Source organism: Streptomyces sp. ISL-98 (assembly GCF_018614055.1).
Classification (GTDB): domain Bacteria; phylum Actinomycetota; class Actinomycetes; order Streptomycetales; family Streptomycetaceae; genus Streptomyces; species Streptomyces spiramyceticus.
This window is the reverse complement of the sequence record NZ_JAGGPB010000021.1, coordinates 13,488-30,373: the sequence shown is the minus strand read 5'-3', so window position 1 is coordinate 30,373 and position 16,886 is coordinate 13,488. Positions and strand designations below refer to the sequence as shown.

The 16,886-nt window shown below is 70.7% G+C and carries 13 protein-coding genes, 2 tRNA genes and 1 riboswitch; of the genes, 10 read left to right on the top strand and 5 right to left on the bottom strand.

Features of this window, described 5'->3' with window-relative positions:
• The first annotated feature begins 124 nt into the window (after positions 1–124).
• From J7I98_RS15805 to J7I98_RS15780, 6 genes are all read left to right on the top strand, one after another.
• Positions 125–709 carry a hypothetical protein gene (locus J7I98_RS15805; protein ID WP_251020700.1) on the top strand — a complete coding sequence of 195 codons (585 nt, stop codon included), beginning with the start codon at positions 125–127 and terminating at the stop codon, positions 707–709.
• Positions 710–935: 226 nt separating this feature from the next.
• Entirely contained in the window at positions 936–2,903 is a 1,968-nt protein-coding gene (locus J7I98_RS15800) for a DEAD/DEAH box helicase (protein ID WP_214921342.1), read from the top strand.
• 227 nt (positions 2,904–3,130) lie between these two features.
• On the top strand, positions 3,131–5,245 hold the full coding sequence (locus J7I98_RS15795; RefSeq protein ID WP_251020699.1) for an FG-GAP-like repeat-containing protein: 2,115 nt from the start codon (positions 3,131–3,133) through the stop codon (positions 5,243–5,245).
• Between the two features lie 87 nt (positions 5,246–5,332).
• Positions 5,333–5,405, top strand: a tRNA-Lys gene (locus tag J7I98_RS15790).
• 177 nt (positions 5,406–5,582) lie between these two features.
• Positions 5,583–6,263, top strand: a complete 681-nt coding sequence (locus J7I98_RS15785) for an SRPBCC domain-containing protein (RefSeq protein WP_214921340.1) — start codon at positions 5,583–5,585, stop codon at positions 6,261–6,263.
• 14 nt (positions 6,264–6,277) lie between these two features.
• The gene (locus J7I98_RS15780) at positions 6,278–6,484 is read left to right on the top strand and encodes a DUF5988 family protein (RefSeq protein ID WP_214921339.1); all 207 of its coding nucleotides are present in this window, start codon (positions 6,278–6,280) and stop codon (positions 6,482–6,484) included.
• A gap of 1 nt (position 6,485) precedes the next feature.
• Here J7I98_RS15780 and J7I98_RS15775 read toward each other — a convergent pair whose 3' ends face one another.
• Complete coding sequence (locus J7I98_RS15775) at positions 6,486–7,844, bottom strand: hypothetical protein (protein WP_214921338.1); 1,359 nt, start codon at positions 7,842–7,844, stop codon at positions 6,486–6,488.
• Between the two features lie 274 nt (positions 7,845–8,118).
• Here J7I98_RS15775 and J7I98_RS15770 point away from each other — a divergent pair.
• The 3 genes from J7I98_RS15770 to J7I98_RS15760 all read left to right on the top strand — a co-directional run bounded on the left by J7I98_RS15770 (position 8,119) and on the right by J7I98_RS15760 (position 10,378).
• Positions 8,119–8,192, top strand: a tRNA-Met gene (locus tag J7I98_RS15770).
• 106 nt (positions 8,193–8,298) lie between these two features.
• Positions 8,299–9,045 (top strand): MerR family transcriptional regulator, encoded by a 747-nt coding sequence (locus J7I98_RS15765; RefSeq protein WP_214921337.1) that lies wholly within the window; start codon positions 8,299–8,301, stop codon positions 9,043–9,045.
• Between the two features lie 52 nt (positions 9,046–9,097).
• A complete protein-coding gene (locus tag J7I98_RS15760) occupies positions 9,098–10,378 on the top strand; it encodes a PP2C family protein-serine/threonine phosphatase (RefSeq protein ID WP_374225132.1) in 1,281 nt (426 codons plus the stop codon).
• Here J7I98_RS15760 and J7I98_RS15755 read toward each other — a convergent pair.
• Complete coding sequence (locus tag J7I98_RS15755; protein WP_214921336.1) at positions 10,329–11,300, bottom strand: DUF2332 domain-containing protein; 972 nt, start codon at positions 11,298–11,300, stop codon at positions 10,329–10,331. The genes J7I98_RS15760 and J7I98_RS15755 overlap by 50 nt on opposite strands.
• 247 nt (positions 11,301–11,547) lie before the next feature.
• Positions 11,548–11,704, top strand: a riboswitch (cyclic di-AMP (ydaO/yuaA leader).
• An 11-nt stretch (positions 11,705–11,715) separates the two neighbouring features.
• On the opposite strand from J7I98_RS15755, the gene J7I98_RS15750 reads away from it, so the two are divergent.
• Positions 11,716–12,822, top strand: coding sequence for a M23 family metallopeptidase (locus J7I98_RS15750; protein WP_214921335.1), 1,107 nt, complete (start codon positions 11,716–11,718; stop codon positions 12,820–12,822).
• Between the two features lie 122 nt (positions 12,823–12,944).
• Here J7I98_RS15750 and J7I98_RS15745 read toward each other — a convergent pair whose 3' ends face one another.
• The 3 genes from J7I98_RS15745 to lhgO all read right to left on the bottom strand — a co-directional run bounded on the left by J7I98_RS15745 (position 12,945) and on the right by lhgO (position 16,743).
• On the bottom strand, positions 12,945–14,297 hold the full coding sequence (locus tag J7I98_RS15745) for a PrsW family intramembrane metalloprotease (protein WP_214921334.1): 1,353 nt from the start codon (positions 14,295–14,297) through the stop codon (positions 12,945–12,947).
• Between the two features lie 89 nt (positions 14,298–14,386).
• Complete coding sequence (trmB, locus tag J7I98_RS15740) at positions 14,387–15,145, bottom strand: tRNA (guanosine(46)-N7)-methyltransferase TrmB (RefSeq protein ID WP_308377822.1); 759 nt, start codon at positions 15,143–15,145, stop codon at positions 14,387–14,389.
• 380 nt (positions 15,146–15,525) lie between these two features.
• Complete coding sequence (gene lhgO / locus J7I98_RS15735) at positions 15,526–16,743, bottom strand: L-2-hydroxyglutarate oxidase (RefSeq protein ID WP_214921333.1); 1,218 nt, start codon at positions 16,741–16,743, stop codon at positions 15,526–15,528.
• Positions 16,744–16,886: the final 143 nt, after the last annotated feature.

Here is a 16,886-nt window from a genome sequence, read left to right as displayed (position 1 = left end):
CGTGGCGTGCGTCGCCTTGGGGGCAACGCGTGTCCCTTGCGGCGAAAAGGGAGTTGGGCAGTGAAATCCCGCTCGCCGTGCCCCGGAGGTGCCGTCCGTGCGCCAGTTGCCCCAGCCTGTCCGATTGGCCCCTGTCCGACTGGCCGCTGCCGCACTCGCGGTGGCGGCGTCGGCGGGCTGCATGAGCGTGAGCGACGAGGGGGGCAAGCCGGCGCCGTCCCGTTCGACGGCCCGGCAGGGGGCGGTGGCCGAGGCGGCGGAAGGCGGTACGGCGGCGAACGGGACGGGACACGGCCGTACGGGCGAACGCGCGGCGGGGGGCCGCGGCGGCAAGGACGGCAAGAAGGGCAAGGACGGCGGCAAGGACCGCAAGGACGCCGGAGACGCGTCCGCGAGCCCCGGCTCGTCGCCCGGGGCATCGGCCGCCCCCTCGAAGAGCGGCAAGCCGCCCGGGAAGGGCGGCGCGCGGCCCAAGCCGCGTCCCGGTGTGCCGTCGGCGCCCCAGGACACGCCGTCGGCGACCCGCCCGCCCGAGGAGCCCGAGCCGCCGGTGACGCCCGAGCCGCCGCCCACGACGCCGTCCGAGCCGGAGCCGACCCCGCCGCCTCCTTCGGCCTCGCCGGCGGCGGACACGCAGACTGCGGCGATGGGTGAACGGGGGGAGATGCGGCGCGAGCCGGAGGCATCACCGCAGGTGGGGCCGGTGTAGGGGATCCGGTTTGCCTAATGCGGGGGAGAGTGCGTATGGTTATAGATCGTTTGATCCCATTGCCCGGCGCCGTTGAGTTCTCGTAAAGAACGAGGACCTGGAGCGCCCCGTGGCGCGTACTCTCCCTTACCGTGACTGACCGCACTGAGGCGGTCGATTTGCGATTGATTTGCGATTTCACGGAGTTTGGGCGCGTGCCGAGACTCCGAGAGGTTTCGCATTTCGTATGTCCATTTCCAGCACTGACCGCACCGCCATGCCCGAGAACGAGACGGTCATCGAGGCCGTAGAGATCACCGAAATCGCCGAGATCGCCGACGCCGTAGAGGCCGTCGAGATCGTCGAGACCGGGATCGCCGACTCCGACGTCGACGCGGACTCCGACTCCGACTCCGAGCCCACTGTGACGTTCGCCTCCCTCGGCCTGCCCGAGGGCGTCGTCCGCAAGCTCGCGCAGAACGGCGTCACCGCCCCCTTCCCGATCCAGGCCGCGACCATCCCGGACGCCCTGGCCGGCAAGGACATCCTCGGCCGTGGCCGTACCGGCTCCGGCAAGACCCTCTCCTTCGGTCTGCCGACCCTGGCCACGCTGGCCGGCGGGCACACCGAGAAGAAGAAGCCCCGCGCGATCATCCTCACCCCGACCCGTGAGCTCGCGATGCAGGTCGCGGACGCGCTTCAGCCGTACGGCGACGTACTCGGCCTGAAGATGAAGGTCGTCTGCGGCGGTACGTCCATGAGCAACCAGATCTACGCCCTGGAGCGCGGCGTCGACGTCCTCGTCGCCACCCCGGGCCGTCTGCGCGACATCATCAACCGCGGCGCCTGCTCGCTCGCGAACGTCCAGGTCGCTGTCCTCGACGAGGCCGACCAGATGTCCGACCTGGGCTTCCTGCCCGAGGTCACCGAGCTGCTCGACCAGATCCCCGGCGGCGGCCAGCGGATGCTCTTCTCCGCCACTATGGAGAACGAGATCAGCACGCTGGTCAAGCGCTACCTGACCAACCCGGTCACCCACGAGGTCGACAGCGCCCAGGGCAACGTCTCGACCATGACCCACCACGTCCTCGTCGTGAAGCCGAAGGACAAGGCGCCGGTCACGGCCGCGATCGCCGCCCGCAAGGGCCGCACGATCATCTTCGTCCGCACCCAGCTGGGCGCGGACCGTATCGCCGAGCAGCTGCAGGACTCGGGCGTCAAGGCCGACGCACTGCACGGCGGCATGACGCAGGGCGCCCGTACGCGCGTCCTCGAAGACTTCAAGAAGGGCTACGTCAACGCCCTCGTCGCCACCGACGTTGCCGCTCGCGGTATCCACGTCGACGGCATCGACCTGGTGCTGAACGTGGACCCGGCCGGTGACCACAAGGACTACCTGCACCGCTCGGGCCGTACGGCTCGCGCAGGCAAGTCCGGCGTCGTCGTCTCCCTGTCGCTGCCGCACCAGCGCCGCCAGATCTTCCGCCTGATGGAGGACGCGGGCGTCGACGCCTCGCGCCACATCGTCGGTGGGGCGGGCGCGTTCGAGCCGGAGGTCGCCGAGATCACCGGTGCCCGTTCGCTGACCGAGGTCCAGGCCGACTCCGCGAACAACGCCGCCAAGCAGGCGGAGCGCGAGGCCAAGGAGCTCACCATCGAGCTGGAGCGCATCCAGCGCCGTGCGACCGAGCTCCGCGAGGAGGCCGACCGCCTGGTCGCCCGCGCGGCGCGTGAGCGCGGCGAGGACCCGGAGGCGGCTGTCGCCGAGGTGGCCGCGGCCACCGAGGCCGAGCTCGCCGCCGCTGCCGCTGCGGCCGCTGTGGCGGCCCAGCCGGTGGAGCGTCGCGACGATCGCGGCAACTTCCAGCGCCGTGACGACCGTGGCGGTGACCGTGGTGGCTTCCGCGGCGGCGACCGCGGTGGTGACCGTGGCGGCTTCAACCGCGGCGGTGACCGCGGTGGCGACCGTGGTGGCTTCCAGCGCCGTGACGACCGCCCGGCGACCGGTGGCGGCTTCCGCGCCGGTGGCCACGCCGACCGTCCGTTCAACCGCGACCGTCGTGACGACCGTCCGGCCGGTGGCGGCTTCCGCGCCGGTGGCCACGACCGCCCGCAGGGCCGTCGCGACGACCACCGCAGCAGCGGCAGCACCGGTACCGGCACCGGCTCGTTCGGCCGCCGCGACGACAAGCCGCGCTGGAAGCGCAACGGCTGAGTTGATCAACCCGGCGGCCTAGGCCGCTGACCTGCAAAAGCGGGCCCGCTCACCACGAGCGGGCCCGCTTTTCTTTTCACTTCCCCCACATGAGCAACTGCTGTTACGCTCCGCGCACTTGTATGGGGGCGCAGGGCCGGGGGGCCCGGTTCGATGCACATCGCCGACGGCGCGCGACGCCGCTGCCTCCCCCATGTCTTCTTCAGAATCCCGGGGAGGGACCCTCTTTGGCTCGGTACGCACGCGGCCGCACCACTGCGCTGGCCGTGGCGGCACTCGCCGCAGGCATGATTTCGACACCGTCCGCGAGCGCCGCGCAGTCGCCGACGCCCGTACAGACGGACGGCGTCTGGGGCATCGACTTCGCCGGTGGCACGCTGAACACGGTGGAACGCGCCGCGAATGGCGAGCAGTACGTCATGTCGCGGCAGGTAGCCGCTGACGGCACGACGGTGGGCGACCGCCGGACCATGGGATTCGCCGGCATGTACGCGGGCGGTGATGCGCACCTGAAGCGGGTGCCCTGTGACGCCGGTTCCTGTGTGCCGCTCCACAGCGCCGGAAACGGCAACTACGGAGTCGTCTTCGTCAACGAAGGCAAGGAATACGCCCAGATCTGGCTCGGCCCGGACAGCTATCACGGCAGCGAACCAGGGGTCACGGGCGCGCGGATCGTCGACACCACCGGCCGCTACTTCGTCTACAACGCGGCGTCGACTGCCAAGCAGTACGTCGACGATGTCACCGAGTACCGCGGGACGGACGTGCGGCTGACCCGCTCGATCACCGCCGCCTCGGTGTGGGGCAGCCGGCTGTGGACCGCGAACGCCACCGCCGGCTCCGTATCGGCGTACGACCTCGAAGCGAAGAAGGTCGTCGAGACGCTCGCCGTCGGCGCTCCCTGCACGGTCAAGGAACTCCAGGCGGTGGGCCGCTGGCTCTACTGGAACTGCGGTCCGACCGGTGCCGCGGGCGTCTACGACCGTACGGTGAAGAAGTCCATCGCCGTACCGTCCGGCCCCGCACTCGTCAGCGACGGCTATCTCGTACGGCATGACAGGGCGGCCGCGAAGCTGCTGCTCACCGACTTCCACATGGGGACGGCCGTCGCACCGCGCCCGATCGCGGACCTGCCGGCCGGGAACACCGCCGACCAGCGGCGGCTGACTTGGTCCGTCGACAAGTTCGGTGGTGACATCGCGTACGTCGGCCCCACCGGCTTCATCCACATCGTGCCCAGCGGCGTCCCCGGCCAGCCCCTCGCGAAGATCGAGTCGCAGCTGGACGACGCCATCCTCGACCTCTCCAGCACATCCGCGAGCCACGCCTGGAAGAGCACCTGGCAGCTCAGCAGGCCGGCGAACTGGACCTTCACGGTGAAGGACGCGACCGGGCGGACCGTACGCACCATGACGGGCGGCCCCGGCGCCGAAGTCGAAGTCGAGTGGGACGGCAAGACCGACACGGGCGCCTACACCTTCAGCGGACGCCACACCTGGACCCTGAAGGCCACCGCCGTCGAGGGCACGGGTACGTACAGCACCAGCGGCTCCATCAGCGTGGGCAGCGGCCGCCCGGGCCTCCACGACCAGGGCGGCTACAGCCTCGGCGACCTGGTCACGCTCAACTCGTCCGGCACCCTGACCGTCCATCTCGGCCACGAGAAGGGCAACTTCGGCACGAAGTACTCCGGTACGGGCTGGCCCGCAGGCACCGTCGCCGTGCCCTTCGGGGACACGAACGGCGACCGCTGCAACGAGCTGCTGGTCCGGACGCCGGGCGGGGACCTGCGGCGGTACAAGGGCAAGTGCGGCGCCGCGTACACGCCGACGAGCACGTACACGAAGATCGGGACGGGCTGGGGGCAGTACGACGTACTGACGTCTCCGGGCGATGCCAATGGTGACGGCCGAGCAGACCTGATCACCCGTCAGGCGTCCACCGGGGACATGTACTTCCATGCCGGTACGGCCGATGGCAAGTTCAACGCCAGGGTGAAGATCGGCACCAACTGGAAGACGTACGGGCGGATCGCCGGTGTCGGTGACATCACCGGGGACGGCAAGGCGGATCTGGTTGCGCACGACAGGTCGGGTGGCCTGTGGCGCTACGAGGGCGTGGGCAACGGCACGTTCAAGGCGCGGGTGCAGGTCTTCAAGGACTGGGGGCGCTCGTACAACGCCCTCGTCGGCATCGGTGACCTGAGCGGCGACGGCAAGCCGGACATCGTCGCGCGCGACACCGCCGGGAAGCTCTTCCGCAACGACGGCAACGGCCGCGGCTCCTTCGGCGGTCGTACCGAGATCGCCACCGGCTGGCAGGGTTACAAGGGCCTGTTCTAGGCTCCGTACACGCTTCGACGGGCCCGGCAACCGATACCCGATCGGCTGCCGGGCTCGCTGCGGCTATGCTCGGGGGTGATTCGCCGAGGGCCGTTAGCTCAATTGGCAGAGCAGCGGACTTTTAATCCGTTGGTTGTGGGTTCGAGTCCCACACGGCCTACCGCTCAGCCCCAGGTCAGAGATCCTCTGGCCTGGGGCTGATCTTGTTTTTCGGCTCCTGGGTGAGCGTGTCGTCTCTCCGAACTGCGCCGGGCCGATGCCGGTTGCGGACGGGCGAGCGTCGGCAGCAGGGTGGCTGTGCGGGTGCTCGAACGCACACGAACCAGGAGCGACAGCCATGACCGAGCAGAAGGCCTTCCGGGTCGAGACCCTGATCCACGCGCCGTTGGAGACCGTCTGGCAGGCGCTCACCGAACCGGACCGGATCCGGAAATGGTTCGGCTGGGATTACGACGGGATCGAGGCCGAGATCCGGTACATCTTCGTCGATCACGCCCAGCATGTGCCGGACGAGCACCGGATCGTGCTGGAGGAGGATCAGGAGATCCAGCTTTCGGCTGACGGTCCGGAACGCACGGTCGTGCGCGTTGTCTGTGGTGGTGCGGCGGCCGACGAGCGTTACGACGGGGTGGAAGAGGGCTGGCGCACCTTCCTGGAGCAGTTGCGGTTCTGGCTGGAGCGGGAGGGCGTGCGGTCGCGGCGGACGGTGTATCTGACCGGGTCGGCCAATGCGGCCATGGTGCGGGACAGCCTGCAGACCACCGGCACCCAGATCTGGCACACCAGCCGCTTCCAGCACATCCTCGTCGACACCGACGGCCACCTGGTCGCCATCAGCGCCGAGCAGCCGCTCGACACCGCTGAGCCCGTCGGCACCGGTCCGGTCGCCGTCACCGTGTCGGCGTACGGGGTCGACGACGCCGCCTTCGCCGGGCTGAGCAAGGAATGGGCGGTCCTGTGGGAGATGCTGGCCCGGGATGTGGAGGTCGTCACGACATGCGGAGATGCGGAGGGGTAGGAACACTGGGGGGCATGACAGAAAAGGCACTTCTGGAGGGCGGCCCGGACGACCTGCACGAGCGGATCGTCCCGATCACACCCCCCGGACAAGAGCTGAAGATTCCGCACCGCGGCGGGTACGAGCATTTCAAGATCACCTCCCCTCCGCGCCATCAGGACAGTGCGGAGGGCCGGCTGACCGTCTATGAGTGGTGGGAACGGACCGAGATCGCCGAGTGACTCAGGTCTTTGCCTGCGCCAGTGCGGTCATGAGCCGGGGTGCCGACTCCGCCGCCGCGGCAGTGTCCTTGCGGTCGGCCGCGCCGCGCAGTTCGCGCAGCTGGTCTTCGATCTGCTTCGCCTTGTCGGGCGCGGTGTTGTGCCGGACACGGTCCCAGGTGAGTTCGAGGCTGGTGACGGTTCCTGCGACCGCGCCCGCGTCGTCGGCCTCGGCGTCCAGCTTCAGCTGACGGGTCCACAGGTCCATGCGGTCCGACTCGACCTTGGCGAGGGGTTCGTAGCGCAGGTGCAGGTCGAGGTCGTTCTGGGCGACCCGCAGGACCGCTCCGTGTACGAGCTCCGCGTCGCGCGCCTTCACGGCCCCGGCGAGCGCGTCGAGGTCGCGGTTCATCTGCCGGGTGAGCAGGTCCGGGACACGGTCCGAGGTCCGGTACGCGTCCCAGGCGGCACGCATGTTCTCAGCCGCTGCCGGGTCCGGCGCCCCGTCACTGTGCGCGTCACGGACGGCGGTCGACAGGGCGGTCAGTTTCTCCGGCACAGGGCCGGGCTTCGCGTCGGTCGGGACGGCAAGTGAGACGGCCTCCAGCTCGCCCTCCGTACCGGTGGAGAACTCCCCGTACCCCGGCGCGAAGACCTTCTCCTCACGGGAGCCGTCCATGTGCAGCTCGGCCACCGTGATCGCGCCCTTGACCGGCCCGTACGGACCCTTGACCGGCTGGTTCACGGCCTTGACGGTGACCTCCTCGAAAACGACCTCCGGGACGTTCTCCGGCCGGTACACGTCGCCGACCTTCGGGTCGGCCGGCATGATCATGGCGGGGGGCCCGGTCGTTCCGGCCAGCCAGGTGCCGTCGGTGTCGGCAACAACGCCGTCCTCGTAGTTGAAGACGTCCTCGCCGAGGTACCAGACAGAGCCGTCGTCGGCCTGTGCGAACCAGTCGTGCGCGAGCTCCACGATGCGTCCGTCGGACAGCGCCATGTACTGGAGCGTGCGCACCTTCACCTGTTCACCGTTCACCGCGATGGTCTTGGTGTCGGGCAGCAGGGTGAACTCGGTCCGGAACGGCTTGTCGTCGACCTGGCCGCCGTAGATCACCTGCTTGACCTCCGAGCTCGGGTGGAGCGGGTTGGTGATGGAGGTCGGGTGCGTGAAGACCGGCTTGGCCGTGTCGACCCGGTCCTTCTCGGGTGCGAGTGGCAGGCATTCGTCGGTCGGCTCGCCCGTGCCCTCGTCCACGACCCGTACACAGTCCGTACGCGCCTTCGGCTCCGAGGCGTCGGCGCCGCACGCACCGGTCGCGAGCGTCGCACTCAGGGCCACGCCCACCGCGGCCGCCAGGTTCAGCTTTCGGTTTCTCATGGCTGCCTCCTCGTCCGATCCGACTCGGTACGGCGAGCGTGGCAGCCGGGCACTGAAAGGAGCCTGAACGAAGCTGAACGGGCCTTCAGCTGCCGGCCGGCCCAGGCAGCGACACCTCGAAGCGCGCCCCGCCCAGGGCACTCGACGACCAGAACCCGCATGCGGCGATTGTGACCCGCGGCACCTGAACGGGGGCTGAACGCGCCCGTGTGCCGGGGCCGGACCGCAGGTGGTCGGCGGTGCTCCACCAATGGCGTAGAGTTGGGTTTACCGACGCGGGGTGGAGCAGCTCGGTAGCTCGCTGGGCTCATAACCCAGAGGTCGCAGGTTCAAATCCTGTCCCCGCTACTGAAGAAGTAGTGATCAAGGCCCGGACTCTTTGAGTCCGGGCCTTTTTCGTTTCCGCGCTTTCGCCCTTGACCTTTACGCAACGTCAAGATTTAGCGTGTGAGTCATGGAGTGGTCGATCCAGGACATCGCACGCAAAGCCGGAACCACCAGCCGCACCCTGCGCCACTACGGCGACCTGGGGCTGCTGGCGCCCAGCCGGGTCGGGAGCAATGGATACCGCTATTACGACCAGGAGGCGCTCGTACGGCTGCAGCGCATTCTCCTGCTGCGTGAGCTGGGGCTCGGGCTGCCCGCCATCGCGGAAGTGCTCGACGGCCAGCGGGACACGTCCGGCGCCCTGCGCACGCATCTGGCGCTGCTGGAGCAGGAACGGGAGCGCATCGGGCGACAGATCGCCTCGGTGCGGACCACTCTGCGGAAAACCGAGGAAGGGGAAGAGCTCATGGCCGAGGAAGTATTCGACGGGTTCGATCACACGCAGTACGAGCAGGAGGTGACCGAGCGCTGGGGGCGTGACGCGTACGAGAAGGGTGACCGCTGGTGGCGGTCGCTCAGCGCCGGGGAGAAGAAGGCGTTCCAGGACAAGCAGATCCGGATCGGCGAGGACTTCGCCCGGGCGCTGAAGGAGGGCAAGGACGTCGCCGGTGACGAGGTGCAGGACATCGTGCGGCGGCAGGTCGAGTGGCTGTCGGTGACGGTCACGCCGTCCAGCTCGTACGTCATCGGGCTCGGCGAGATGTACGTCGCCGACCCCCGCTTCACCGCGACGTACGACCGGAACGGCGAGGGCACGGCCGTCTTCGTCCGGGATGCGATGAAGGTGTACGCCGAGCGGCACCTCACCGACTGACGCCCCGAAGCGGACCGCCCGCAACAGGCCTTCCGCGTCCCCGCGTCCCCCGATCGGCCGACACCGGTTGGCCGTGCGGCGCGGCTCCGGCCAGCCTGAGTGGGGCGCGGTACCGTCCGCACCCGGGTGCGGACTGGGCAGGAGACCACAGGTGGGGAACCAAGGCGGAGGCGGCAGCCGTGTCGTGCGCACGACACGGATGTTCGTCCGGGCACTGCCCGCGCTGCTGATCGTCGGCGGGTGCGTCTTCGACCTCGCGACTCCGCCCAACTTCACCGCGTCGCCGCTCTTCGCCGCCGCCCCGCTGATCGCGGCGCCCTTCTTCACCCTCCACGGCACGGTGCTGACCGGCGTCGTCGTGGCCGCTGCCGTCGCGGGGCTGCGCATCCACAACGGCACCGTGACGCAGGTCGTGGCCGTCACCGAGTTCGTCACCGTCGTCACCGTGGCCGCCTTCGCGGTCGTCATCAACCGCGTCGTACGCCGCAGCGGCCGACAGCTCGCCTCCGCGCGCGAGATCGCGGAGGCCGCCCAGCGCGCTGTGATCCCCATCCCCGCCGACCGCATCGCCGGGCTCATGATCGCGGCGCGGTACGAGGCCGCGCGGGCGGACGCCTTCATCGGCGGCGACCTCTTCGCCGTACAGGACACCCCCGGCGGGGTGCGCCTCGTGGTGGGCGACGTACGCGGCAAGGGGCTCGGCGCGGTGGAGGCGGTGGCGATCGTGATCGGGGCGTTCCGGGAGGCCGCCGAGCAGGAAGGCTCGCTCGAAGGGGTCGCGCGGCGGCTGGAGCGGGCGCTGGAGCGGGAGGGCGCGCGGCGGGACGGGCTGGACGCCTTCGAGGGGTTCACCACCGCCGTCCTCGCCGAGATCCCGCACGGCGAGGGCGTCGTACGGCTGGTCAACCGAGGCCATCCGGAGCCGCTCCTGCTGTACGCCGACGGGGGCCTCCAGCCGGTCGAGCCCACCGAGACCGCCCTGCCGCTGGGCATGGGCCTGGGGGACTGGCCGGACCAGGCGCAGGAGTACGCGTTCCCCGCCGGGGCCACGCTGCTGCTCTATACGGACGGCCTGTCGGAGGCCAGGAACGCGGCGGGCGTCTTCTACGATCCGGCCGCCCGGCTGCGCGGGCGCCTCTTCCCGGGCCCCGGCGACCTGCTCGACGCGATCATCGACGACGTACGGCTGCACACGGGGGGCGGGGCCACGGACGACATGGCCCTGCTGGCGGTCGGGCGGCCCGCGGAGGGGCAGCAGGACCGCCGCAGGACGGTGGACATCATCAAGCGGGTCCACCGAGCCAGTGCAGGCTCTGTCCGTGCGGTGCCGTAAAGGCGACAGCGCGCTCGTCGACGGCGAGGGTGAGCAGGTGCTCGTCGTCCGGGGCCGGGGCGTCCAGCCAGGGGAGCACGGTGTGGTGCTCGTTGGAGATCCAGTGGCCCGGCAGGCCGCGGACGAGTGCGGCGAACTCCTCGCGGCGGGCGAGCGGAAGGTACGTCAGTACGGCGGTGTGGAAGACCACCAGCGTGGCATCCGCCGGGGCCTCGGCGGCCAGCGCGGGGAGCTCGTCGACCAGGTCGCCGCGGACGATACGGGGGCGGGGCGCCGTACGTACCGCCTCGATGGCGGCGAGCTGCCGGCGGGGGCGCTCCGTGCGGCCCGGCCAGATCAGTGACTGGAGCCAGCGGACGTCCTCCTCGTCGGTGGTGTCGAGGGGGTTGAGGTCGATGCCAGCGCGCCAGGCGACCTTGGGGAGTGCGGTGGGCAGGGGCACGGGGCCTTCTGTGCGGCAGTCGAAGGTGACGGGCGAACTGCCCAGTGGCTCGCCGCCGTTGTAGCGGTAGGCGTAGCGGTCCGGGTGCAGGCACAGGCCGGCCGACGCGCCGACCTCGATCAGGGCGAGGGGCTGGGGGAGCGCGGCGAGGGCGGGGAGCAGGGTGGCGCAGCGCGCGGGCTCATTGGTCTGGGTGAAGCGCTCCAGCATCACGGCGCGTACGTCGTCCCAGTGGTCCAGGGTCCAGGCACGGAACGGGGCCCACTGCTCGTAGGGGCCGCCGAGGAAGCGGACGGCGCCGAGGAGGAGGTTGGGCTGCTGCTTGTTGCCGGGTGGCAGGGTGGCGATGCGGGCGCAGAGGTCCTGGTCCTCGCTGATGCGGGCGGTGAGTTCGGCGTAAACGGGAGATACCCCTTGCGCCTGCTCCACGGAGAACTCGCGGTAGCGGTCGGCCACGGATTGCGTGCTGTTGACAACCATGTCCCGAAACCTAGCTTCGCGACGCTGGGTAATCGCAGGACACCCCTCCGCATAACAATTGACGAACCGTCATGGGAAGGATGTTTTCTGAGGGGCGGTCAACTCGCCCGATTGTGGCCAGTTGTGTCCCGATTAGTGCGGGCCGATGCCGTTAACGATCATCCGGAACAGCTTGGAAACGGACCCCCCTGTCTATTAACGTTCGATAACGCAGCGCGGTCGTCCCAGTCGTCGCAAGAGACGGCACCGTGCGCACGCGCCGAATTCCGCAAGGGAACCGGGGAACCATTCCTTGGGGTGAATCGGGCCGGCCTTCGTACGTCTCGTACGTACGGAGAGGCTCGTAGGAGACCTTCCTGCTCCGAACCCGTCAGCTAACCCGGTAGGCGAGAAGGAAGGAAAGGAGCACGCCTCCGTGGCGTCAAACAGGCCTGCCCCCGAAGCCACCCTGCCCCCTTACGGGGTGCCGAACGACACCGATACTTTCGGCGCCGGGGAGGGGACCTGGGAAGAGTGGAACCCCACCGCCGAGTCCGTCCGGCCCGTCCGCGGCCGTCACCGCGTCGCCAAGCAGCGCGGCGGAATCGGCCGTAGCTCGACCGTTCTCGGCGTCGGCGTCATCGCCGCTGTCGGCGCGGGTGGCATCGCCACCGCGCAGGACAAGCCGCCGGTCTCGATCTCCCTTCCCGACGCGATAGCCGACTCACTGCCCGACGCCAAGTCCCTTCCCGGCGTCGGCTCTCTCATGTCCGACGACTCGGGCACCGCGGACCTGGCCACCGCGGGCGAAGCGGTCGTGGCCGCAGCCCCGCTCACCAGCGCCGGCGTCACCACCGCAGACGCGCAGCAGGGCACCACCGACGCGGGCGAGGCACTGCGCGCCCGCATCCTCCAGCAGGCCGAGCAGCAGCAGGACGCGGCCGACGCCGAGGCGAAGGAGGCCGCCGAGAGGGAGGCCGCCGAGAAGGCCGCCGCCGAGGCCGCCAAGCAGCAGAGCGCCGCGGAGGACAAGGCCGCCGAGGAGAAGCGCGAGGCGGAGGCGAAGGCCGCGGAGGAGAAGCGGAAGGCCGAGGAGGCCGCGGCGGCCAAGGCCGAGGCGGAGCGCCTCGCCAAGCTCGCCGCGAGCTACGCCATGCCGCTCTCCTCGTACACGATCAGCTCGACCTTCGGCCAGGCCGGTTCGATGTGGTCCTCCGGCTACCACACGGGCCTCGACTTCGCCGCCCCGACGGGCACGCCGCTCAAGGCCGTGCACGGCGGCACGGTCAAGTCGGCCGGCTGGTCCGGCTCGTACGGCTACCACACGGTGATCGAGCTGGAGGACGGCACGGAGGTCTCGTACAGCCACCAGTCCTCGATCGGCGTCAGCGTCGGCCAGAAGGTCTCCACCGGCGAGGTCATCGGCCGCGTGGGCGCCACGGGCAATGTCACCGGCGCGCACCTGCACCTCGAAGTGCACACGCCCGGCGGCGACGGCATCGACCCGGCAGCCTGGCTGCGCGGCAAGGGCCTCAGCGTCTAGCCGTTTCCACACAGCCGTTTCCACAGTCCCCGGCAGCCTCGGCGCACACCCCCCGACGCCAAGGCTGCCGGTCTGTGCTGTGCGCCTACTGCTGCGCGTCTGTGGCTGTACGTCCTGTGCGTCTACTGCTGGCGGTACGGGTTGTACGCCGTGTAGTCCCGGTAGGGCGCGGGGTGCGGCGGCCACGGCGGCAGCACGCGCACTCGGCCCGTCGCCCGCGCCGCGTACTCCAGCGCCGGCCTGGCCACATCCCTGCGCTGCCACAGATGGTGCAGCAGCTCCTGCTCGCGGGCCGCGAAGTCCGGGCCCACGGTGCCCCGGTGGGCCCGGTGGCGCAAGAAGGCAAGGGACGTCGCGAACGCCTCGTACTCGGCCACCGCACGGGCCGCCGCCCGGCCGCCGGGCGTACGGCCGGCCGCGTCGCGCGCCAGCGAGCGGGCCCGCATGGAGGAGAGCGCGAGCGGCTCGGTGGCGGCCAGCCAGCCGGCGGCCGCGTATGCGGGCAGCTCGGCGGATATGGTGCGGAGCTCTCGCTGGCGCGTCCACACCACCAGCCAGGTCAGCAGCGCGAAGGCGGGGACCATGAAGAGGGCGTACACCGCGTAGAAGCTGTACGGACCGAAGGCCGCCGAGCCGTTCCACAGGGCGTGCACACCCATCGCGAACGCCAGGCCGAGCAGCGGCAGCGCGACACGGCGCACCCGCCCCCAGCGTGGCGGCGCGAGCGCGGCGATGCCGAAGCCGATGCCCGTGCACACCGTGAACAGCGGGTGCGCGAACGGCGACATCACTACGCGTACGAAGAAGGTCGCCGCGGTCACGGACGCGAGGCCGGAGGCGCCCGCGACCTGGTCCTCACCGAAGGCGTTGCCGAGATAGAGGATGTTCTCGGTGAACGCGAAGCCGGTCGCGGTGAAACCGGCGACGACCACGCCGTCGACGATCCCGGTGAAGTCCCGTCTGCGGAAGAGGAAGATCAGCAGCACGGCCGCCGCCTTCGCGCTCTCCTCGACGACCGGCGCTATCACTGTCGCGCCGAGAGTGTCGGCGCTCGTCGGGTCGGCGGTGGCCGTGGCTATCCAGCGGGTCGCGAAACTGTTCGCGATGATCGCGACTAGGGCGGCGGCGAACGCGCCCCAGGCGAAGGCGAATATCAGATTCCGCCAGGGGCCCGGCTCCACCCGGTCCAGCCAGCGGAACGCCGCCGTCAGCAGCGGCACCGGCAGCACCGCCAGACCGAGGCCGACCAGGAAGCCGTGGGTGCCGGTCTCGTCCCGGACGATCGCGAGGATCACCAGCGCGCAGAGCGCGAGGAGCGTGATCACCGCCCCCGCGCGCACCGCCTTGCTGCGCCACCATGCGCGGCGCGGCTTGTAGCGCCAGTGCGCACGCGGAGGTACGGCGGGGAACTGCGGCTGCTGCTCACAGTCCGGGACCGCCGGGTCCTGCCCGAGGTGCGGAGGCGACTCGTACACCCAATGACCCTAACGAGGGCCACTGACACTGGCGAAGGGGTTACCTACTCAGTGACTTGTCAGTGAAGTGCTCACTCAGCCTCTTACGGCTACTTACGGCGGAACAACAGGTCATGCACCGCATGGCCCTTGTCGAGGCCCTGGCCCTCGAAGCGGGTCAGCGGCCGGAACTCCGGCCGGGGCGCGTAGCCGCCGTCCGGCACGGTGTTCTCGAAGTCCGGGTGCGCGGTGAGCACTTCCAGCATCTGCTCGGCGTACGGCTCCCAGTCGGTCGCGCAGTGCACGATCGCGCCGGGCGCGAGGTGGGGTGCGGCGAGGGTCAGGAAGTCGGGCTGGATGAGGCGCCGCTTGTGGTGGCGCTTCTTCGGCCAGGGGTCGGGGAAGTAGACGCGCAGCCCGGCGAGGGAGGCGGGCGGGAGCATCTCGCGGATCAGGATGATCGCGTCGCCGTTCGCCACCCGGATATTGGTGAGCCCGTTGCGCTCCGCGAGCCCGAGGAGGTTGCCCTGGCCGGGGGTGTGGACGTCGACGGCGAGGATGCCGGTGCGGGGGTCTTCGGCGGCCATCTGCGCGGTGGCTTCGCCCATCCCGAACCCGATCTCCAGGACGACGGGGAGGCCGCGGCCACCGAAGAGCTGGTCGAGGTCGAGGACGCGCTGCCCGTCGATGTCGAGACCCCACTGGGGCCACAGCCGCTCCAGGGCGTCGGCCTGCCCCGTGGTCACCCGGCTGCGCCGCGGCTGGAAACTGCGGATCCGCCGCTCGTGGTGAGACCCGGCGGGGTCGGGCGCGGGCCCGCCGGGGAAGCGGGGCTCGCCCTTCGCACGGTGGAAGGGGGAGACGGCGATGGCGGTGGCGGCGGCGGGGCGGACGCTGGAGGACTCAGACACAATGCCCCGATTCTACGGCGCGGCGGGGGTGCGGTGGGGTGCGGTGCTGTGCGGGTGCCTGCGGCAACTTTTCAGCCCCTGGGGTCCCCCTGGACGCAGTCCTTGGGGGAGTTTGAGGAGCGGGGTCCGGGCCGGAGCCCTCTGCGGCGGCAGCTGCAAAATGTCACAGCCGGGAAGGGGCGGGGAGGGGGAAGCGGCGCAGGCAGCCCGCACGGCACCTCCGCACCGGGACCGGCGTCCCGCAACGGCCTCCGCAACCGGACCGGCGACGCCCGCACGGGTGTCCGCACCCCCTGCGCCCCGCACACCTGCGCCCCGCGCCACCGCCCCACCTGCACCTACACCGCCCCCAACACCCCCAGCGCCCGCCGAGCCACCTGTCTCCCGATCGGGAGTGACGCCGTCGCCGCCGGGGAAGGCGCGTTCAGGACGTGGATCGTGCGCGGCACCTCCCGGATCAGGAAGTCGTCGACCAGCGTCCCGTCCCGCAGCACCGCCTGCGCCCGCACCCCGGCCGGGGTGGGCCGCAGGTCTGCCTCCGTCACCTCCGGCAGCAGCCGCCGTACCGCCCGCGCGAAGGCCCGCTTCGACAGCGAGCGGTGCAGCTCGCCGGCGCCGTACCGCCAATGCTGTCGCGCGATGCGCCAGGACCCCGGCCAGCCGAGCGTCCCCGCCAGCTCCCCCGGCCGGATCGCCGACCAGGCGTACCCCTCCCTGGCCAGCGCCGGCACCGCGTTCGGCCCGACGTGCACGCCACCGTCGATGCCCCGGGTGAGGTGCACCCCCAGGAAGGGGAACGCCGGATCCGGCACCGGATAGACCAGGCCGCGCACCAGCTCCGGGCGGCCCAGCTCGTAGTACTCACCCCGGAACGGAACGATCCGCATCCCGGGGTCGTCGCCCGCCAGCCGCGCGACCCGGTCGCAGTGCAGCCCCGCGCAGTTCACCAGGACCCGCGCCCGCACCACCGCCCCGTCCGCCGTCCGCACCGCGACGCCCCAGGGCCGCCGGTCGACGACCTCGACCTCCGCGCCGTACCGGATCTCCGCGCCCGACGAGACCAGGTTCTCCGCGAGCTGCGCGGCGACCGTCCCGAAGTCGCAGACGCCGGTCGTGGCCACCTGGATCGCGGCCAGGCCCCGCACATTCGGCTCGTACTCCGCTATCTGCGCAGGGCCGAGCTCGCGCACCGGAATGCCGTTCTCCCGCCCCCGCTGCACCAGCGCGTGCAGTCTCGGCAGCTCCGCCCGGTCCGTCGCGACGATCAGCTTGCCGGTGATCTCGTGCGCGATGCCGTGCTCCGCGCAGAACTTCACCATCTCGGCCGCGCCCCGCACCGCGTAACGCGCCTTGAGCGAGCCCGGCCGGTAGTAGATGCCGCTGTGGATGACGCCGCTGTTGCGCCCGGTCTGGTGCAGGGCGGGGCCCCGCTCCTTCTCCAGCACCACCACGTGCGTCCCGGGTGCGGCCCGCGTGATCGCATAGGCAGCAGAGAGCCCGACGATCCCGGCGCCGATCACCAGGACATCGCAGTCGTACGCCGTCGCGTTCGTCATCGCCGCTTCACCTCCCACCCAGGCCGGCCCGTGTCTTCCAGGGAGCGCCCCCTGACTCCCGATGATGCACTGACCCACTGACAACGCCTTCAAACCAAGCGCAGAACCGAACCAAGGGCGCAGAACCGGACCAAGAGCCCAGA

Excerpts from the sequence above, each read along its gene's own strand:
- J7I98_RS15800 (WP_214921342.1), top strand. The coding sequence starts at position 936 with ATGTCCATTTCCAGCACTGACCGCACCGCCATGCCCGAGAACGAGACG.
- J7I98_RS15785 (WP_214921340.1), top strand. The coding sequence starts at position 5,583 with ATGACCGAGCAGAAGGCCTTCCGGGTCGAGACCCTGATCCACGCGCCG.
- J7I98_RS15780 (WP_214921339.1), top strand. The coding sequence starts at position 6,278 with ATGACAGAAAAGGCACTTCTGGAGGGCGGCCCGGACGACCTGCACGAG.
- J7I98_RS15775 (WP_214921338.1), bottom strand. The coding sequence starts at position 7,844 with ATGAGAAACCGAAAGCTGAACCTGGCGGCCGCGGTGGGCGTGGCCCTG.
- J7I98_RS15765 (WP_214921337.1), top strand. The coding sequence starts at position 8,299 with ATGGAGTGGTCGATCCAGGACATCGCACGCAAAGCCGGAACCACCAGC.
- J7I98_RS15755 (WP_214921336.1), bottom strand. The coding sequence starts at position 11,300 with ATGGTTGTCAACAGCACGCAATCCGTGGCCGACCGCTACCGCGAGTTC.
- lhgO (WP_214921333.1), bottom strand. The coding sequence starts at position 16,743 with ATGACGAACGCGACGGCGTACGACTGCGATGTCCTGGTGATCGGCGCC.